The sequence below is a fragment of the Flavobacterium sp. RSSA_27 genome, from assembly GCF_051547125.1.
Taxonomy (GTDB): Bacteria; Bacteroidota; Bacteroidia; order Flavobacteriales; family Flavobacteriaceae; genus Flavobacterium.
In genome coordinates, this window is record NZ_JBPTTN010000004.1 from 226,790 (window position 1) to 246,130 (window position 19,341).

Annotated in this window: 16 protein-coding genes and 1 tRNA gene; 10 read left to right on the forward strand and 7 right to left on the reverse strand. The window is 33.8% G+C overall.

From position 1 onward, the window contains the following. Positions 1-134: 134 nt before the first annotated feature. Both ACSVH5_RS07375 and ACSVH5_RS07380 read left to right on the forward strand, forming a co-directional pair. Positions 135-1,370 (forward strand): metallophosphoesterase, encoded by a 1,236-nt coding sequence (locus ACSVH5_RS07375; protein WP_438060798.1) that lies wholly within the window; start codon positions 135-137, stop codon positions 1,368-1,370. Positions 1,371-1,441: 71 nt separating this feature from the next. After that, on the forward strand, positions 1,442-1,738 hold the full coding sequence (locus tag ACSVH5_RS07380) for a thioredoxin family protein (RefSeq protein ID WP_064714270.1): 297 nt from the start codon (positions 1,442-1,444) through the stop codon (positions 1,736-1,738). Between the two features lie 46 nt (positions 1,739-1,784). Here the strand turns inward: ACSVH5_RS07380 and ACSVH5_RS07385 are convergent, their stop codons facing one another. Beyond that, positions 1,785-2,423 (reverse strand): polysaccharide deacetylase family protein, encoded by a 639-nt coding sequence (locus ACSVH5_RS07385; RefSeq protein ID WP_438060799.1) that lies wholly within the window; start codon positions 2,421-2,423, stop codon positions 1,785-1,787. Positions 2,424-2,504: 81 nt separating this feature from the next. Beyond that, complete coding sequence (locus ACSVH5_RS07390; protein ID WP_438060800.1) at positions 2,505-5,786, reverse strand: glycosyltransferase family 117 protein; 3,282 nt, start codon at positions 5,784-5,786, stop codon at positions 2,505-2,507. A 237-nt stretch (positions 5,787-6,023) separates the two neighbouring features. Between ACSVH5_RS07390 and ACSVH5_RS07395 the strand changes: the two genes are divergently transcribed. Further along, a tRNA-Gln gene (locus tag ACSVH5_RS07395) sits at positions 6,024-6,094 on the forward strand. Positions 6,095-6,154: 60 nt separating this feature from the next. Here ACSVH5_RS07395 and ACSVH5_RS07400 read toward each other — a convergent pair. Further along, positions 6,155-6,979: a universal stress protein gene (locus ACSVH5_RS07400; RefSeq protein ID WP_438060801.1), complete on the reverse strand. Its 825-nt coding sequence runs from the start codon at positions 6,977-6,979 to the stop codon at positions 6,155-6,157. A gap of 186 nt (positions 6,980-7,165) precedes the next feature. On the opposite strand from ACSVH5_RS07400, the gene rimP reads away from it, so the two are divergent. From rimP to infB, 3 genes are read left to right on the forward strand one after another with little or no spacing between them, the layout of a single operon-like run. Continuing rightward, positions 7,166-7,630, forward strand: coding sequence for a ribosome assembly cofactor RimP (gene rimP, locus ACSVH5_RS07405; protein ID WP_438060802.1), 465 nt, complete (start codon positions 7,166-7,168; stop codon positions 7,628-7,630). 13 nt (positions 7,631-7,643) lie between these two features. Beyond that, complete coding sequence (nusA, locus tag ACSVH5_RS07410) at positions 7,644-8,897, forward strand: transcription termination factor NusA (RefSeq protein WP_438060803.1); 1,254 nt, start codon at positions 7,644-7,646, stop codon at positions 8,895-8,897. A 52-nt stretch (positions 8,898-8,949) separates the two neighbouring features. Beyond that, entirely contained in the window at positions 8,950-11,805 is a 2,856-nt protein-coding gene (gene infB / locus ACSVH5_RS07415) for a translation initiation factor IF-2 (RefSeq protein ID WP_438060804.1), read from the forward strand. A gap of 368 nt (positions 11,806-12,173) precedes the next feature. On the opposite strand, the gene ACSVH5_RS07420 is transcribed toward infB, so the two are convergent. Further along, entirely contained in the window at positions 12,174-13,415 is a 1,242-nt protein-coding gene (locus tag ACSVH5_RS07420) for an MFS transporter (protein WP_438060805.1), read from the reverse strand. A 206-nt stretch (positions 13,416-13,621) separates the two neighbouring features. On the opposite strand from ACSVH5_RS07420, the gene ACSVH5_RS07425 reads away from it, so the two are divergent. The 3 genes from ACSVH5_RS07425 (at position 13,622) to ACSVH5_RS07435 (ending at position 16,038) form a co-directional block, all read left to right on the forward strand. After that, positions 13,622-14,680, forward strand: coding sequence for a Ppx/GppA phosphatase family protein (locus ACSVH5_RS07425; RefSeq protein WP_438060806.1), 1,059 nt, complete (start codon positions 13,622-13,624; stop codon positions 14,678-14,680). Between the two features lie 126 nt (positions 14,681-14,806). Next, entirely contained in the window at positions 14,807-15,466 is a 660-nt protein-coding gene (locus ACSVH5_RS07430; protein WP_438060807.1) for a queuosine precursor transporter, read from the forward strand. After that, on the forward strand, positions 15,463-16,038 hold the full coding sequence (locus ACSVH5_RS07435; protein WP_438060808.1) for a DNA-3-methyladenine glycosylase I: 576 nt from the start codon (positions 15,463-15,465) through the stop codon (positions 16,036-16,038). Before ACSVH5_RS07430 ends, ACSVH5_RS07435 begins: the two co-directional genes overlap by 4 nt. Before the next feature lie 11 nt (positions 16,039-16,049). Here ACSVH5_RS07435 and aat read toward each other — a convergent pair whose 3' ends face one another. The 3 genes from aat to ACSVH5_RS07450 all read right to left on the reverse strand — a co-directional run bounded on the left by aat (position 16,050) and on the right by ACSVH5_RS07450 (position 18,061). After that, positions 16,050-16,685 (reverse strand): leucyl/phenylalanyl-tRNA--protein transferase, encoded by a 636-nt coding sequence (gene aat / locus ACSVH5_RS07440; RefSeq protein ID WP_438060809.1) that lies wholly within the window; start codon positions 16,683-16,685, stop codon positions 16,050-16,052. A gap of 107 nt (positions 16,686-16,792) precedes the next feature. Next, on the reverse strand, positions 16,793-17,173 hold the full coding sequence (locus ACSVH5_RS07445) for a DUF3127 domain-containing protein (RefSeq protein WP_438060810.1): 381 nt from the start codon (positions 17,171-17,173) through the stop codon (positions 16,793-16,795). A 12-nt stretch (positions 17,174-17,185) separates the two neighbouring features. Continuing rightward, the gene (locus tag ACSVH5_RS07450) at positions 17,186-18,061 is read right to left on the reverse strand and encodes a flavin reductase (RefSeq protein WP_438060811.1); all 876 of its coding nucleotides are present in this window, start codon (positions 18,059-18,061) and stop codon (positions 17,186-17,188) included. 89 nt (positions 18,062-18,150) lie between these two features. Between ACSVH5_RS07450 and ACSVH5_RS07455 the strand changes: the two genes are divergently transcribed. Next, positions 18,151-19,296 carry a sensor histidine kinase gene (locus tag ACSVH5_RS07455; RefSeq protein WP_438060812.1) on the forward strand — a complete coding sequence of 382 codons (1,146 nt, stop codon included), beginning with the start codon at positions 18,151-18,153 and terminating at the stop codon, positions 19,294-19,296. The last annotated feature ends 45 nt before the right edge of the window (positions 19,297-19,341 follow it).

A 19,341-nucleotide genomic window follows, 5' to 3' on the forward strand; every position in this document is an offset into this window, starting at 1 on the left:
TTTATTGATTGGAAATGGTGAAAAGTTGAAAAGGAAAGAATATTGCTAACTTTTTTCTAAAACATAAGTTAAAAAAGGAGTAAGACATTTATAGCGTATACTTTCTTTGTTAATTTGTGCTAAATTCAAACAACATGATTTTTCGATTACTCGTTTTTTTACTGATTTTTACACTTATAGAAACTTATGCTTTTCAGGCAATCAGAACTTTGGTAAAAAATAAAACTTTTTTATGGGGCTATGTGGTACTTAGTTTAGTTCTGCTTTTATACATTATTTACGGTTTTACTCAGTTTGATCGTTCTGTTGGACAAACACAATCAAGTCTTCGCACTATGGGATTAATGTTGTTGGTTTATGTTCCAAAGATTTTAATAACGCTTGTTTTATTCGGAGAAGATGTATTTAGAATTGTAATGGGCGGAATCAACTATTTTGTTGAGTATAATAATGACGCTGCATTCTTGCCTTCTCGGAGAAAATTTGTAAGTCAAGTGGGATTAGGGTTAGCTGCAATTCCTTTTTTGTCTTTGATTTATGGAATTTTTGAAGGGAGATACAATTTCAAAGTCATCAAACAAGCTATTTTTTTCCCCGATTTACCTGATGCTTTTGACGGATTTACTATTACCCAAATATCGGATGTGCACAGTGGGAGTTTTGATAATCCAGATAAAATTGATTATGCAATCGATTTGATCAATCAACAAAAAACGGATTTGATATTGTTTACAGGTGATATTGTTAATACGCATGCAAAAGAGATGCATCCTTGGATTACTACTTTTAACAAAATAGAAAAACATCCTTTCGGGAAATATGCAGTATTAGGAAACCATGATTATGGGGAGTATGTTACTTGGAAAACAAAAGAAGATAAAGTTAAGAATTTTGAAGAAATTAAACAGCTTTATGGTCAAATAGGATTTAATTTGTTACTAAATGAACATACCTTTATTGAAAAAGACGGACAAAAAATAGCTTTGGTAGGCGTTGAAAATTGGGGGCACAATTTCAAACAAGCCGGTGATTTAGATAAAGCGGCTACTGGTTTAACCAAAGAAGATTTTAAAATCTTAATGAGTCACGATCCAAGCCATTGGGAACATGTAGTAAAAAATGATGACAAACATTTTCATCTTACCCTTTCTGGGCATACCCATGGTATGCAGTTTGGGATAGAAATTCCTGGTTATTTTAAATGGAGTTTGGCGCAATACGTTTATAAGCAGTGGGCTGGATTATACGAAAATTTAGGAAGATATGTTTATGTAAACCGTGGTTTTGGTTTTCATGCTTATCCTGGTAGAGTTGGTATTATGCCGGAGATAACTGTAATTCAACTAAAAAAAGGAGAAAACAGAGCGTAATTAGTTAAAAATGCTATATTTGCATGATATTATCTCTGTAAAAAGTAGTATAAATTAAATATTTTGGTTTTATGTCAAAATTTGGAGAACTAATTAATGCTCAGGTTCCAGTGTTAATCGATTTTTACACAGATTGGAACGAATCTTCAGTTTCGATGCATCCCGTTATAAAAGATGTAGCTGCCGCTCTTGGTGATAAAGCCAAGGTCATTCGAATAGATGTTGATAAAAATCAAGAATTAGCTGAAGTGCTTCGCATCAAGGGCTTGCCTACACTAATGATTTACAAAGAAGGAGTTATGATGTGGAGGCAATCTGGAGAACTCGATGCCAATACAATTATTGGCTTAGTACAAGAGCAATTGTAACATTTACTTGTAAAAAAATACCTGAATATGGATTTATAGTTGAAACTCAGACTATGGTTTCAAATATAAATCCTTTTTGTTTTAGTTGTTTTATAGCTAGTGGCAATGCGAATTTTAGATTTTTTGAAGCTTTTAAGCTATCATGAAAAACAATAATACTACCTGGCTTAACCGATGAAGTTACATTGGTCAAACATTTTTCTGGGGAAATTTGCTGGTCAAAATCAGCACTAAGCACGTCCCACATAATGATTTTATAGCCTAGCTCTTTAATCTTTTTGGCTTGCCCCCTTTTAATTTTTCCGTATGGTGGTCTAAAGAGTTGTGGTTGCTTAGTTGAATTGGCTACAATAATCGCTTCACATTTTTTGGTGTTTTCTAGATAAATTTCATTGCTTTTTTTCCAGCCGTTATAGTGGTTATAGGTGTGGTTTCCAACTGTATGTCCCTCTTCTATAATTTGTTTAAAAAGTTCCGGTGCTAAAAGAATATTTTTACCAATACAGAAAAATGTGGCTTTAATGTTTTCTTTTTTTAATAATTCAAGTAACCAATCCGTAACATCGGGTGTCGGTCCATCATCAAAAGTCAAATAAATCTTATTTTTTTTGTTAGGAATGTCCCAAATATAATTGGAAAAACACCTTTTGATAATTGCATTTGTCTTAATCCAATAGAATGACATGCTTTCTTTTTTTTTATTTAAAAGTAAAAAAAATGTAGCATAAACTAGTTATGCTACATTTATTAAAAAGTGTTTTTTGTATTATTCTTTCTCTCTTCCAAATCTTTCAAAAATAGTTACATAGGTATTGAATTGCCCTTTATTTTTGTTGTAAAAAATTAAATCTCCACTTTCTTTCATGACCGATAATAAACTTCTATAACGTTCGATATCGGTAATAATATCAATAGCAATACCTGATTGATCCGAGGGTGGTAAGGTACTGTAGTAATTAAGATTTTCTTTGTACTTCACGATTAGCTTTGATAATAAATCTTGTGCTTTTGCTTTTTCACCGATGTCATAATAACCTTTTGCAAAAGGCTCTACTAAAGAATAGTAGCCAAATTTGTCTAAAGGCATTTTGGTCATGGCTAGTTCAATGATGTTTTTTGCCTTGTCTTTTTGGCCTTCTAAAATCAATTGATTCATCAATCTTGCCATGTATGAACGATAGGTAATGCTATTTTTTCTGGTTTCAGGATCGTGATAAATAGACAAACTCTCACTATTACCCCAATCCCATTTCATGACATTTCCATACATTTTATCGCTATCTATTCCACCCATTTCTAATGGGCTAGCATCTTTTGGAAGTGCTGTTTTGATAGGAACTAATTTGTAGGTCATTCCGTCTAGTTGAAGATAGTTTTTCATCCAAAGAAAATCTTCGTCATCATAAGCGCCACCACTGAAATAAATTGGTCTTTTCCAGTTGTTATTTGCTATTAAATCAAGCATCATCAATCGGTTTTTGTATAAAGCACGACCTTTCATGTCGATATCAATATAAGGAACAATAGAGTCATATTGTTTTGGAGAAACTACTTTGTTATTGATAACAGCTTCTTTATCAACTGCAAGTCTGATTTTATTAGTGGGGTAAAAATGTATCGATTGACCGTTTTCCATCTCAACCAAAGATTTTGGATGTTTGATAAAAGTAATCATGTCTTTAACGTCCCATCTACTTTCTATTTTTGGAATATGTGCTACATAATCTAATTTGTCACCCACATAGTCTTCATGGTTGAAAGATATTGGTAGCGGCTCAGATTCGTAAGCTTTTCGCTTCATTTGATCGATATACCAATCGGTCATAAACAAACTTGTATTTACAATTCGAATATCGGTACGGACTTTTTCAATTTCTTGAGCATACCATAATGGAAACGTATCATTGTCACCAATGGTGAACAAAATAGCATTTTTGTCGCATGAATTTAGGTAGGCTTTTGCCATGGCTACTGCGGTGTATTTATTCGAACGATCATGATCGTCCCAGTTTTGTGAAGCCATAAGCACTGGAGCCGCCAAAAGACTTGAAGCAATAAGAATTGGTCCAGCAAATTTTGGTGCTACATATTTTTGTAAACTTTCGTACAAGGCATATACACCAAATCCGATCCAAATAGCAAAAACATAAAAAGAACCTACTAATGCATAATCTCGTTCGCGAGGCTCAAATGGACGTTCATTTAAATAAATTTTGAGAGCAAATCCTGTAAATAAAAATAAGACCAAAAGCACATAAAAGCTTTTTTTATCTTTAGTGAAATGATACATTAACCCGATCAAACCTAAAATGAAGGGTAAAAAATAATAGGTATTCCTACCTTTATTATTAACTACATCTGAAGGCAAATTTTCTTGTGAACCAAGATGAATCGAGTCCATAAATGGGATACCGCTTATCCAATTTCCATCAAGATTATCGTATTTGCCTTGAATATCGTTTTGTCTTCCAACAAAATTCCACATCAAATACCTCCAATACATATAACCAAACTGGTATTCGAACATAAAAGTAAAATTATCTATAGTCGAAGGTTTATCGACTATAAGATAGTCTCCGTAACTTTTTAAGAATTTAATATAACCCTCGTTGTCAATTTGCTTTTGAGCATAAGCCGATCTGAATTCAGTAACTATTTTTTCGATTTCGTTACGAACTTGTGCAGTTGCTTTGTTTAAATCTTCCTCACTCAATTGACTTGGATCAATGCCATATTTTACCAAATCTTCTTCATATTGATAATTTGGATTCAGCCTAAACTCTGGCGGATTGGTAAAATTCATATAGTTTTCAATATGATCAGCACTTCTCATTCTTGGCAGAATTGTTTTATGGCTATCATCACTATTTTGCTCGGCGTTTTTGAAATTATTCACAATAACATACTTACCGCTTTTATAATCTCTTTCATAGTTAGGTGCTTTATCTAAATAGGGATTATTAGGATCTAATCCAGCAAAAGCTTCTGTATATTGTGATCCATAAAATAAGGGACTTGCACCATACTGTTCTCTATTGTAATAAGCCAAAACCTCTCTTGCATCAGAAGGTTTGTTTTCGTTAATCACCACATTTGCATTGGCTCTAATAGGCAGCATCATCCATGTGGAAAAACCTATTAATATAAATAAGATACAAAGTATAATCGTATTGTAGAAAACTAGCCCTTTTTGACGCGTGTATTTTAATCCAAAATAAAAGAATGCAGCAAAAAGCAAAGCCACAAAAATAGTCCCTGAATCAAAGGGTAAGCCAAGTGAATTCACCATGAATACTTCCGTTTTACCAAAGAAAGCCATGGTTAGTGGTAGCAGCAATTTGAAAATAAATAACAATACAGCTATTACTACAACATTAGCAATAAGGAAGTTTTTAAGAGTCACCTCTTCATAATGCTTGAAAAAATACAAGAAGCCTATGGCTGGAATGGTAAGTAAAGCCATGAAATGAACTCCAAAAGACAAACCAATTACTAAAGAGATAATCAATAGCCATTTGTTTCCTTTAGGCTGGTCCATATCTTGTTCCCAACGCAAACCTAACCAAAACAATAATGCTATAAGTAAGGAAGCCATAGCGTAAACTTCTGCCTCTACGGCATTGTACCAAAAACTATCAGAAAAAGTATAGGCTAAAGCACCAACCAAAGAACTTCCTAAAACTACAATACTATTATTCTTGTTGATAACAGAAATACGTCCTATTATTTTTTTCAAAATCATTGAGCTCGACCAAAACATAAATAAAATGGTAAAAGCACTAGAAAACACAGACAACATATTGACCATTAAAGCAATGTGTTCATTGTCTGTGGCAAACATGGCAAAGAATGCGCCCATCATTTGAAACAATGGAGCTCCAGGAGGGTGACCAACTTCTAATTTGGCCGCAGTTGCAATATACTCACCACAATCCCAAAAACTCATGGTGGGTTCTACAGTTAAGGAGTAAGTAATTAATGCTATTCCAAATGCTATCCAGCCTAAAATGGTATTCCATTTATTAAAATTGAAAGAGGTCTTATCCATGAATTTGTATAGGTTTTGATTTCAAATACAAAGAAAATGTTTTTTTAGTTAAAGCGGCAACCATTAACAATATTTTCTACAAAAGTATTTCACTAGTGCAAACCTCTGATAAATAGAGATTTTGCTTGATAGAAGTTTTTCCAAGCAAAATATTTTCGTTTTTTTTGAATAAAATCATCTTAAAAATTTGTACAACTTAAAATTTGTATTAAATTTGCACTCGCTTAATCGCACTGCTGGTCTATGGTGTAATGGTAACACAACTGTTTTTGGTGCAGTCTTTCTAGGTTCGAGTCCTAGTAGACCAACAAAAAAAGCCTCTCAATCGAGAGGCTTTTTTTATGCCCTGTTTTTTGGAATTCTGGTTATTATTGCCTAAAAGTAATCACTGGTTTTTGGGTATGATTCACCAAATCTTCCGCAATACTTCCATTAAAAAAATGAGCTAAACCTGTTCTTCCATGAGTGCAGATACCTATTAAGTCGGCGTTTGTAGCGTTAGCAAAATTCAAAATTCCTTTTTCAACATTGGATTCGTTATAGATGTTGATACTAAAATTTTGGAGATCAAAATCAGCTGCAAAAGATTTCATTGTTTCAGTTGCCGCTGCTGTAGTTTTAAAACTATTTGGCGTACAAATAGTAACTAAATTAATTTTTGCATTTAAAAGATTTGCTAATGCTTTCATTTTTTGGAAAGGAACTTTGACTTCATTTGAAAAGTCAGAGGCAAAAACAATCTCTTTTGGATCAAATTCACCTTCATCTTTCTTGATTACTAAAACAGGAATTTCTGAAAGACGAACTATTTTTTCTGTGTTTGAACCAATAAAGATTTCTTCAACACCTGAGGCGCCATGAGACCCCATAACAATAAGGTCAACATTATTTTTTTGAATAAACTTCAGCACTCCATCAGAAGCTTTTTCAAATTGAATAAATTCAGTTACCTCAATACCCTCAAGATAAGGGCGATCAAAAATTTCGACAAAAGTTTCTTTTGCTTTTTGAATAAAAAACATCACTTCAGGAATACTTTTTCCAGAAGAAACCGCGTCACTCATCTGGTTTGGAAGTTCTAACATATGAAGCAATACGATTTCAGCTTGCTGTTTTTTAGCTAATTGAGCAGCAGCTTTTAAGGCATTTTCAGCATAAATTGAAAAATCGGTTGGGACTAAAATCCGTTTCATGATTAATTTGGGGTTTAATTGTGAGAATTTACTTCACCTAAAAGGTTGTAGTAAAGATAAGATTTTTTTTTACTGTAATCAAATAAAATGATTTGCAAAAAAACACTATATTTGCACCGTTATTTATTAAAAGTTAAGTAATGAGGGGACTAATGTCCCCTCTTTTTATAAAATAATTATTAAAATATGACATTTAAAGAAAAAGTAAATGCATTGGTTGAAAAAGCGTTATCGGAAAGACCTACTGTTTTTTTGACAGATTTAACCATTACAGATGCATTTAAGATACTAGTGTCACTTGATGGTGATAATGGAGTAGCTCTTCAAGATTGTATCGATATTAGTCGAGCCATCGAGAGCAATTTGGATCGTGAAGAGCAAGATTTTTCTCTAGAAGTTGCCTCGGTAGGTATAGGCTCTCCACTAAAAATGATTCGTCAGTATAAAAAAAATGTGGGTAGAACATTAATTGTTAAAACGGGATCCGAAATTATTGAAGCAGAATTAGTTGAAGCTAACGATGTTTTTATAATTTTGTCATGGAAAGCAAGAGAACCCAAAAAAGTAGGAAAAGGAAAGGAAACCGTTCAAAAAGAACTTAAGTTGCCTTACGCAGATATTAAAGAAGCAATTGTTACAGTAACATTTTAATTAAAGAATTCGCATGGAAAATTTAGCATTAATCGATTCATTTTCAGAGTTTAAAGACGATAAACTTATTGATCGTGTAACGCTTATGGCAATTTTAGAAGATGTATTTAGAAATGCATTGAAAAAGAAATATGGTTCAGATGATAACTTTGATATAATCATAAATCCTGACAAAGGAGATATGGAAATTTGGAGAAGACGCGTGATTGTAGCTGATGAGGATTTGGATTTCGAAAATGAAGAAATTACTTTAACAGAAGCCCGTAAAATTGAAGCAGATTTTGAAATTGGTGAAGAAGTATCAGAAGAAGTTAAATTAATTGATTTAGGAAGAAGAGCGATTTTGGCTTTACGTCAAAACTTAATTTCTAAAATACATGAACATGATAATACAAATCTGTACAAACAATTCAAAGATATTATAGGAGACATTTATACAGCCGAAGTACATCATGTACGTCCAAGAGTTGTAATTTTGGTTGATGATGAAGGAAATGAAATTGTTTTACCAAAAGAGAAACAAATCCCTTCTGATTTTTTTAGAAAAGGAGATAATGTACGTGGAATTATAGAGAGTGTTGAACTAAAAGGAAATAAACCTCAAATTATTATGTCTAGAACTTCCGAGAAGTTTTTGGAAAAATTATTTGAACAAGAAATTCCAGAGGTTTCCGATGGTTTAATCATGGTGAAAAACGTAGTTAGAATCCCTGGTGAAAAAGCAAAAGTTGCTGTTGATTCTTATGATGATAGAATTGATCCAGTAGGTGCTTGTGTGGGAATGAAAGGATCTCGTATCCACGGAATTGTAAGAGAGTTAGGTAATGAGAATATTGATGTAATCAATTATACTAATAATATTCAATTATATATTACAAGAGCATTGAGTCCTGCTAAAGTATCTTCCATTAAAATTAACGAAGAGACTAAGCGTGCTGAAGTGTTTTTGAAATTAGAAGAAGTTTCTAAAGCTATCGGACGTGGTGGACACAATATTAAATTGGCAGGAATGCTTACGGGTTATGAATTAGATGTAATTCGTGAAGGTGATATTGCTGGTGCTACAGCTGATGAGGACGATGTTGAATTGACTGAGTTTTCAGATGAAATAGAAGACTGGGTAATAGAAGAATTTGCAAAAATTGGTTTAGATACAGCCAAAAGCATTTTGAGCCAAGACGTAGAGGATTTAGTTAGAAGAACAGACCTAGAAGAGGAAACTATTCTAGATGTAATGAGAATTTTGAAAGAAGAATTCGATAGTTAAAACTATGTTCTTCTAGCAACACAACAAAAAAAGATAATAATAAAAAGGTTTTATGTCTGAAGAGAGAATAATTAGAATAAACAAAGTTTTAAGGGAATTGAATATTTCTTTAGAAAGAGCTGTGGATTATCTTAAGGATAAAGGAATTGCCATTGAGTCAAATCCAAACACAAAAATTTCTGAAGATGTATACAATGTCTTGTGCGGTCAGTTTGCTGGTGACAAAGGGAATAAAGAGGCGTCTAAAGAAGTAGGGGAGGAAAAAAGAAAGGAAAAAGAAGCGTTGCGTATTGAACGTGAAAAAGAAATCGAAAACAAACGCAAAGCAGACGAAGAACGTTTAAGACAACAAGAAATTATCAAAGCAAGAGCTGTAGTTACAGGTCCTGTTCAAGTAGGCAAGATTGATCTTAACCCGAAAAAAGTCACTCCTGTTGCTAACCCAACAATTGCTGTTGAAAAGCCAGAAGTCCCAACTGTTAATGCAACTGTACCTATAGTAGAAACTAAAACAATTTCTCCAGAAAAACCTTCAACAGACGAACCAGTAGCAAAACCAATTACTGGTAGTAAAGAAAAAGAAGTAGTTAGAGAAGTAACTCCAGTTATAGAGAAAACAACTTCAGCACCTGTTGCTCCTGTTTCTGACGAACAAGTTGAGGAAACTATTACTACTCAATACCAAAAGTTGTCAGGTACAACACTTACAGGTCAAATTATTGATTTGTCTCAATTCAATAAGCCTAAAAAGAAAAAAGAAGATCCGAAGATTACTCCAAATAAACCTGGTACTCCTGGGGCTGCTGGGGCAAACAATGCCAATAAGAATAAGCGTAAAAGAATTGCACCTAAACCAGGTGCGCCTAAACCGCCAACTACACCCGGCACTCCCAATCCAAATAAAATCACTCCTAATACAGGTGGCGGATTTAATGCGAATAGAAGTGCAAGACCTGGATTTGTAAAAGGAAATCGCCCTGCTATTGTGGCTAAGGTTGAGCCTACGGAGGAAGAGGTGAAAAATCAAATTCGCGAGACTCTTGAAAAACTTCAAGGGAAAGGTGGAAAATCAAAAGCAGCTAAGTACCGTAGAGAGAAAAGAGAAACGCATCGTCAGAAAACCGATGATGAACAAAGAGCACTAGATGAAGGAAGCAAAAGAATCAAGGTAACCGAGTTTGTTACTGTTGGTGAAATTGCGATTATGATGGATGTGCCAATTACTAAAGTTATTGGTACTTGTATGTCGCTTGGAATCATGGTAACCATGAACCAACGTTTGGATGCTGAGACTTTGACTATTGTTTGTGATGAATTTGGATATGAAGTAGAATTTATCACTGTTGATATTGAAGAAGCAATTCAAGTAGTTGAAGATAAAGAAGAAGATTTAGTAACACGTGCTCCTATTGTTACCGTAATGGGTCACGTTGATCACGGAAAAACATCTTTGCTGGATTATATTCGTAAAGAAAATGTAATTGCAGGAGAATCTGGAGGTATCACTCAGCACATTGGAGCTTATGGGGTAACTTTAGATAACGGACAAAAAATTGCTTTCTTAGATACACCAGGTCACGAAGCTTTTACCGCCATGCGTGCACGTGGAGCTCAAGTTACGGATATCGCAATTATTGTTATTGCAGCAGATGATGACATCATGCCACAAACGAAAGAGGCAATTTCTCACGCTCAAGCTGCAGGTGTTCCAATTATTTTTGCTATCAATAAAATTGATAAGCCAAATGCTAATCCTGACAAAGTAAAAGAAAGATTAGCTGGTATGAACCTTTTGGTGGAAGACTGGGGAGGAAAAATTCAATCTCATGACATATCTGCTAAGGTAGGTACAGGGGTAAAAGAATTACTTGAAAAAGTATTATTAGAAGCCGAAATTTTAGATTTAAAATCAAATCCAAATAAAGCAGCACAAGGAACAGTTGTAGAAGCATACTTGGATAAAGGAAAAGGATATGTGTCTACCATTTTAGTACAACATGGTACTTTAAGGGTAGGAGATTATATGTTGGCCGGAAAACACCATGGTAAAATAAAAGCCATGCATGATGAACGCGGACATGTTGTTAAAGAGGCAGGACCTTCAACTCCGGTTTCTGTTTTAGGATTAGATGGAGCTGCAACAGCTGGGGACAAATTCAATGTATTCGAAGACGAAAAAGAAGCAAAACAAATTGCATCTAAACGTTCTCAATTAATGCGTGAACAATCTGTAAGAACCCAACGTCATATTACTTTGGATGAAATTGGACGTAGAATCGCATTAGGGCAATTTAAAGAATTGAACATTATTCTTAAAGGAGATGTGGATGGTTCTGTAGAAGCTTTATCAGATTCTTTCTCTAAATTATCAACTGACGAAATACAAATTAACATTATCCACAAAGGAGTTGGTGCCATTACGGAAACCGATGTTATGTTAGCTTCAGCTTCCGATGCAATTATTATTGGATTTAACGTTCGTCCTGCTGGAAATGCAAGACAATTAGCCGATAAAGAAGAAATTGATATTCGTTACTACTCTATCATTTATGCCGCAATTGACGACTTAAAAGATGCGATGGAAGGTATGTTGGCCCCTGAAATGAAAGAAGAAGTTTTAGGTACTGCTGAAATTAGGGAGATATTCAAAATTTCTAAAGTAGGTTCAATTGCTGGTAGTATGGTTATGGATGGTAAAATAACCAAAAACGCTAAAATCAGAGTGATTAGAGAAGGTGTGGTATTATTTGATGGTGAACTTTTAGCTCTTAAACGATTTAAAGACGATGTTCGAGAAGTTACCAAAGGATATGATTGTGGTATTCAAATCAAAGGATTTAATGACATCGAAGAGCGTGATATCATTGAAGCCTATCACGAAGTTGCCATTAAAAAGAAATTGAAATAGCAGTAAAAATCCCGATGTATTCGGGATTTTTTTTATGCGAATTTCTCAAATGCATAATAAGCAAACTAGAGTAACCCTTTGGGTGAAATAGAAATAAAACAAGCACTAAAGGCTATTTTTGTCAAATTAAGGAAGGTAAATGGAATACAAAATTGTTTGCATTTAACCATACTATAGCAATTTTTCAGAAACCTAAGTAATAAAAATAAGTACTATTTTTAAAAAGAAATTGAAATCTTGCGCTCTTACATAACTTTTATATTCAATTTAGCTACCAAGTGGAATTAGGTTCTTGGTGACATTTTTCCATAAAAAAAGGACAGTAGTACTCAATTACTACTGTCCTAAATATTGTAAACTTTAAGGACTTAATTTCTATTATCGTTTTCAACTCGAATCATGGTAGCTTTACTCAAGTCTTCTTTTTCTACCATTGCAAACAATTTAAACACTAAAAGCGAGCCCACTACACCTAGAATTGACATCACTACCCAATTAGCCTCATAACCAGCGTTTTGAATGATTTCCATACCCGTTTTAGCACTCAAAATATGTGCAAAACTATAACTCATAGTAAAAGCAGCCATATACTTACCCTCTCTTTGTTCATAAGCCCTATCCATTGCAAAGGAATTTGCAAAAGGAAAGGTCAACATAACACCACAAGTCATAAAGAGCATCATAGGAATTAACATGCCAACTACAGGATACAACAAGAATAAAAAACTACAAGCCATGAGTACTAGTCCGAGGAAAATAACCCTATGATTATTGATTTTGTTTCTACTTACATAGTTCACAATTGGAAGCTCAAACAATAATATAAGTAATCCATTTAAACTTAATAAAAGTCCACTGTCAAACTCAGACATATTGAACTGTTCCTTATGATACAATGGCAAAGTAGTGAAAATTTGAAAAAATAAAATCCCTGTAATTAAACAGATGACCAAGTGCAACATAAATGGACGATCTTTCATGACAGATACATTCTTAGGCAATGCTTTTTCAGTGGCCGTTTTGATAGGCAATTGCTTTTCTTTAACAAAAAGCACAAAAACCAAAATAGCTAAAATACAAGTAATTCCGTCTGCATAAAATATGAACTCATACCCCGATTGCATAATTATCAATCCACCCAATACAGGTCCAAAAAGAAAACCAAGATTAACCGCTGCTCTTGTTAAAGAATAGGCACTTGCGCGATTTTCCTTTGTTGTAATTGTTTTAAGACAAACCAACATAGCTGGTCTGAACATATCGGCGATAGTCGTAAGTATTAGTATCCCAACACAAAGCGCTTCGAAAGTAGTGGCATAATGCAATAAAATAAATACTATCCCACTTGCAAACAAACTAAACACCATAACCTTGTAAAAGCCTATTTTATCTGATAATTTGCCACTTAACCAGGTTCCAATAATCGAACCTATTCCAAAGAAAACCATTACCCAACCAATTTGGCTATAAGTAAAATGTAAATTTTCTTTCATGTACTTTGACAGAAAAGGAATCACCATCGTTCCTGCTCTATTAATAAAGGTAATTAAAGTAAGAATCCAAACTTCCCTTGGAAAGTCTTTAAAATTGTTTAGGTATTTTTTTATCATAATTAAATTTTTTTGGGGCAAAAAATAATTTTATAAAAGCAAAAATAGATTTTTTTTTGACCATCACAACATTGAAATGTTAAATTATATAAGGTCCTCAAAAAAAAATATAGTTTTCATTTTTTTGAAAATAAAAATTAAAAAAATGATACATTTTTCAAATTTTACTATAGATTTGCAAGCGAACCCCAAATTAAAAAATTATCATGAAAGAAAAATTGTACTTTATTGTAGCGCTACTATTCTTTTCTTTTTCCTCTTTCGCCCAACTTTATGGCGGAATAGAAATCGGTAGTAAAGGTGTTAAAATGACCGTTCTTGAGGTTGAAAACCTAAAGAAAAACAATTATGATGTAAAAGAGTTTTGGACTGAAAACGTTGGTATTGCTACAGGTATCTCAATTGATGGTACCCTATTCCAAGAAGATATCGATAGAGCAGTTGCAGTTGTAATGATGAATTACAAAAAAATGCTAACGGAATACAAAATCGAAGATAAAAATATCTTTATTGTAGCTTCTTCTGGAGTTGGATTGGCGTCAAACACAAATGAACTTACCGACAAAATCAAAGCTTTAACCAAGAAAAACACTGAAGTTATTTCATCATCAATTGAAGCAAAATTGTTATTAAAAGGATGCATTCCTCCAAAAAATTATTTAAACTCCGTAATTGTTGATATAGGTGGAGGGAATACTAAAGGAGGTTTTGCCAAAGAAATGAATGGAGCAGGTGTCTTCTTCCCTATTTCATCAGACATTGGTACAGTAACATTAACCGAGTTGATTAATAAAAAATGCAAACAAAAAACGGTTTTTGAATTCAACGAACAAATGTTTGAATACTTGCCTACTTTGAGAGAAACCTTCAAAAAAATGTACCTTAATCGCCCAGAATCTCAACAAAAAAGCAATGTTTACATTTCTGGTGGAGCTGCTTGGGGATTGTATACTTTGCTAACTGGTAAAGTAGCCGAAGAAAACTTTACACCTGTAACCTATGATGATATTTTATCCTTAAAAGCAATAGCAGAAAACAACTACCAACGATTTGTTCTTGATGCTGAAAGCAACGAAGAAAAGAAAAAAGTATTAAAGGTGTACCAACAAAAAAACTTGATTGCAGCCTTCAACCTTTTAGAAACTTGTCTTGAAGTAATTCCTGATATCAATAAAAAGAAGATATTTTTTGCTAAGCAAGGTCAAATTGCTTGGTTGGTGAGTTATGTTTTCGACAATGCTAGAGGAATTAAACAGATTTACTAAAAGTTATTCCAGCTGCTACATAATTAAAATCCCATTCTAAAAAAACGAATGGGATTTTTTTGTATAGAACACCTTTTCAAATTATACTAATCAAAATAAAATAGTACTTTTGAGAAACTCAAAACTATGTTTAAAACTCGAAAAGATTTTGTTTTTGTAATTCTTGCAGGGATTTTCATCACCAATGCAGTAACTGCAGAATTGATTGGCGGTAAATTAATCCAAATTGGACCTTTTGTGATGAGTATCGGAATTTTGCCTTGGCCGATAGTATTCTTGACCACCGATTTAATCAATGAATATTTTGGAGAGAAAGGCGTTCGCAAACTTTCCTTTATTACGGCTTGCCTTATTGCTTATTCGTTTCTCATTTTATTATTGGCTATGAGTATCCCAGCTGCTAAAGGAATAAGCCCCGTTACCGACGAACAATTCCAAGCTGTTTTTGGACAAAGTATGTGGATTATTGCAGGAAGTATCATTGCTTTTCTCGTGTCACAACTCATTGATGTAACAGTGTTTTGGTTTTTTAAAAACCGCACCGGCGATACTAAAATTTGGTTAAGAACCACAGGCTCAACTCTAGTTTCACAACTGTTTGATTCTTTTATAGTCTTAGGTATTGCTTTTTGGCTTCCTGGAAAAATAAATTTTGAAACCTTTTTAAGTTCTGCATTAACTGGTTATACATTCAAACTTTCTATTGCCATACTGCTCACGCCTGTAATTTATGCAGGCCATCATTTGATTAAAAAATTCTTATCCAAAGATACAGACATCCTATGAAAATTATTTTAGATAAAAAAAAACGCTGTGGTTGGTGTAATTCAAGTGAATTATATCAAAAATACCACGATAAAGAGTGGGGAAAGCCAATTTATGACGATGCTACTTTATTTGAATTTCTGCTATTGGAAACCTTTCAAGCAGGCCTAAGTTGGATTACGATCTTAAACAAAAGAGAGAATTTCCGTAAGGCATTTGATACTTTTGATTATAAAAAAATCGCCCAATATTCTGATGATAAAATTCAAGAATTATTACAAGATTCAGGTATCATTCGCAACAAGCTCAAAGTGTATTCCGCTGTAACCAACGCACAAAACTTCATTAAAATACAAGAAGAATTTGGAAGCTTTTCAAAATACATTTGGGCATTTGTAGCGCATACCCCCATAGATAATTGTCCTAAAACCTTGAAAGAAGTCCCTGCAACTTCGTCTATTTCTGATGCGATAAGTAAGGATTTAAAAAAACGAGGATTTAAGTTTGTAGGCTCAACAGTAATTTACGCACATATGCAAGCTACAGGAATGGTAAATGACCATGTTGAAAGTTGTTGGACCAGGAATGAATAGGAAAATTGTATTTACCCTTTTACTATTCGCATAAAATCCTCTCGCTCAATTTCTACACAACCCAAACTGGCTAAATGGTCATTATAGACTTGACAATCCAAAAGATGGTAGTTATTGATTTTAAGATGATTTACCAACGCAATAAATGCCACTTTAGAAGCATTGGAAACCAAAGAAAACATACTCTCACCACAAAAAATATGTCCTAAATCAACACCATACAATCCTCCTACCAATTGATTGTCTTGCCATACCTCAACCGATTTTGCAATACCTAATTCGTGCAGTTTACAATAAGCCTCAATCATTGCATTGGTAATCCAAGTTCCTGTTTGTCCATCGCGTTTTACTTGTTGGCAATGAGCAATAACCGCTCTAAAATTTTGATTAAAGGTGACTTTAAAGATATTTCTATTCAAAATGTTTCGCATACTTTTGGAAACCACTAAATCATCCAAAAACAGCACCATTCTAGGATTGGGCGACCACCAAATAATGGGTTGATCCTCTTCGAACCAAGGGAAAATTCCACTTGAATAAGCCAACTGTAATCGCTCTGGAGATAAATCGCCTCCAATAGCCAATATCCCATCAGCATTTGCCTCTGAAACAGGTGGAAAAAATAAATTTTTAGACAAATGATACATCTTTTGTTCAATAATTTAATTAACAATGCCATCAAAAAAAATCCAAATTCCAATCACATCGTAAAAATGTTTTGGAATTTGGATTTTCAAATTTGAATTTTACTCTTTTAGAAAGGCAAATCGTCTGCTTCTTCTTCATTAAAATTAGTCGCTGGAGCAAACGTTTCTACCGCTGGTACAGGTGGTGCTTGAACAGGTGCTGCTGCTGCAACTGGAGCTTGTTTCTCAATTCTCCATCCAACTATAGTATTAAAATGTTTTACTTCCCCTTGAGGACTCACCCATTCTCTCCCTCTTAAATTGATAGAAACTTTCACTGGTTCTCCAACAGCATAATTGTTCAACAAATCGGTTTTGTCTTGCTGAAATTCAATCAAAATATGCTGAGGGTATTGCTCATCAGTCGTTACTACAACTTCTCTCTTTTTAAAAGAAGCGCTTACTTGTTGCACAGGGTTGATTACTTTTACTCTTCCTAAAACTTCCATAATACTTAAAATTTACTTTTTGGCTAATAATAACTTCCAAGCCTCTAGTGCTTTTCCATTAACTAAATACTCTTTTGCTTTTTGAAATTTCTTATCCATATCGTCGGCACTTAGGACCGCTTTGACATCGAAATTATCTTTTACAAATATAGTAATTTCTTCTTCGGTTGGAATTTTTTCTATGTTACCTAATTTACCTAAGTCATTCCCATCAAAATAAGTACTTTCTTTAATAAAATCAGGGATAGCATCTACGCCAATACCCAAGGTGTTTAAAGGTTTTTCAACCTCAAAAAGACCTTTGTTCGATCTAGAATACCAGTTTCCGCCTAATCTAGAAACCAAATCAATTTTGTGTTGATCAATAGCACCATTACTGTCCAAAATCGACTCATCGATATGTAACTTTACGACTTCACACAAAATTAAATTGCCTGCTCCTCCTTCTGTTCCCAAAGGAATAATTTGAGTGACTTTGCATTCAAATTGTACAGGAGACTCTTTTACGCGATAGGGCTTTACGATAGTAGATGGAATGGGTGTAAAACCCGATTTTAAAAATTCATTCACACCTTCTGGGTATTCGGTACTCGACAAAGAGGTTTGCTGCACCATAGCATAATTTACTACATTTATCACCACTTCACGAGTAGCTTCGGCATTTTGCAAGGTATGTTTTGTCGTATTATCCCGAACTCGACGCGCGGGAGAAAAAACCAAAATGGGAGGATTGGCACTGAATACATTAAAAAAACTAAAAGGAGATAAATTAGGCACTCCATTACTGTCTATTGTGCTTGCAAAAGCAATGGGTCTTGGACCAACTGAACTTTGCAAATAACCTTGAAGCTGAGCGGTAGGAATACTTTTGGGATCTATAGTTACCATAAATTGAAGTTAAAGCGCTATTTTGTTTTCACAAAAGTAAAATACAACCATCATAAATTCGTTATATTTATAGTTAAAAAAAGAAACTTATGCATTTTTCGAATAAAAGAAACACCACCCGTTGGATCATTATCGCTTCCTCGTTCTGTTTGGTTTCTTTAATTTTATGGAATACTTATACTTTTTTTCAAATTTTTAAAAATGAAGAACGATTAAAAATGAATCTTTGGGCACAAGCGCAAAAAACTTTAATCAATGCCGATGAAAACACCGATGTAGATTTGCCATTACTCATTTTTAGTAACAACACTTCCATTCCAATAGTGCTAACAGAGAAAGATAGCATCATAAATACCGTTAATATCGATGCTTCTATCATCCAAAACACTGAAAAATCAAAGCTCTTTTTACGAAAATTAAAAGGTGAAAACGAACCTATTACTATTGTTTATGCCCCTGGAAAAACACAAAAACTCTATTATGGCAACTCTTCACTTTTGAACCAATTAAAATATTATCCCATTGCCTTACTGCTCATCATCATATTGTTTGCCGCACTTGTTTTCAATTATTACAAAAGCACCAAAATGGCTACACAAAACAAACTTTGGGCAGGAATGGCAAAGGAAACCGCTCATCAAATTGGCACTCCATTATCCTCATTGATTGGTTGGATTGAACTCTTAAAAACCGAAGACATTGCTGAAAGCACCACCAAAGAAATTGAGAAAGATATCGAACGCCTTCGAACCATAACAGATCGATTCTCAAAAATTGGTTCAGTACCCAACCTTGAACAAATGGATATAGTTTCCGAAACCTTACTTTCTTATGATTATTTGCAATCCCGCTTTTCCAAACAAATTACATTCACACATGCTGCTCCACAAAAAAGTATATTAATACCATTAAATGCTACTTTGCATAGTTGGACCATAGAAAATATGGTGAAAAATGCCATTGATGCGATGAAAGGGAAAGGCAAATTACATTTAGCCATTGAAGAAGAAAACGATAGTGTAACTATTACCATAACAGATACAGGAAGCGGCATACCAAAAAATCAATTTAAAAAAATCTTTGAGCCTGGTTTTACGACTAAAAAAAGAGGATGGGGACTAGGTTTGTCCTTAACCAAACGTATAGTCGAAGAGTATCACAAAGGAAAAATCAAAGTACTACAGTCAGAAGTTGGGAAAGGAACTTCAATGCAACTTATTTATGTAAAAAATTGATTCACTGTATTTTATAACTATTTTTTTATTATTTTAGTTACTTAA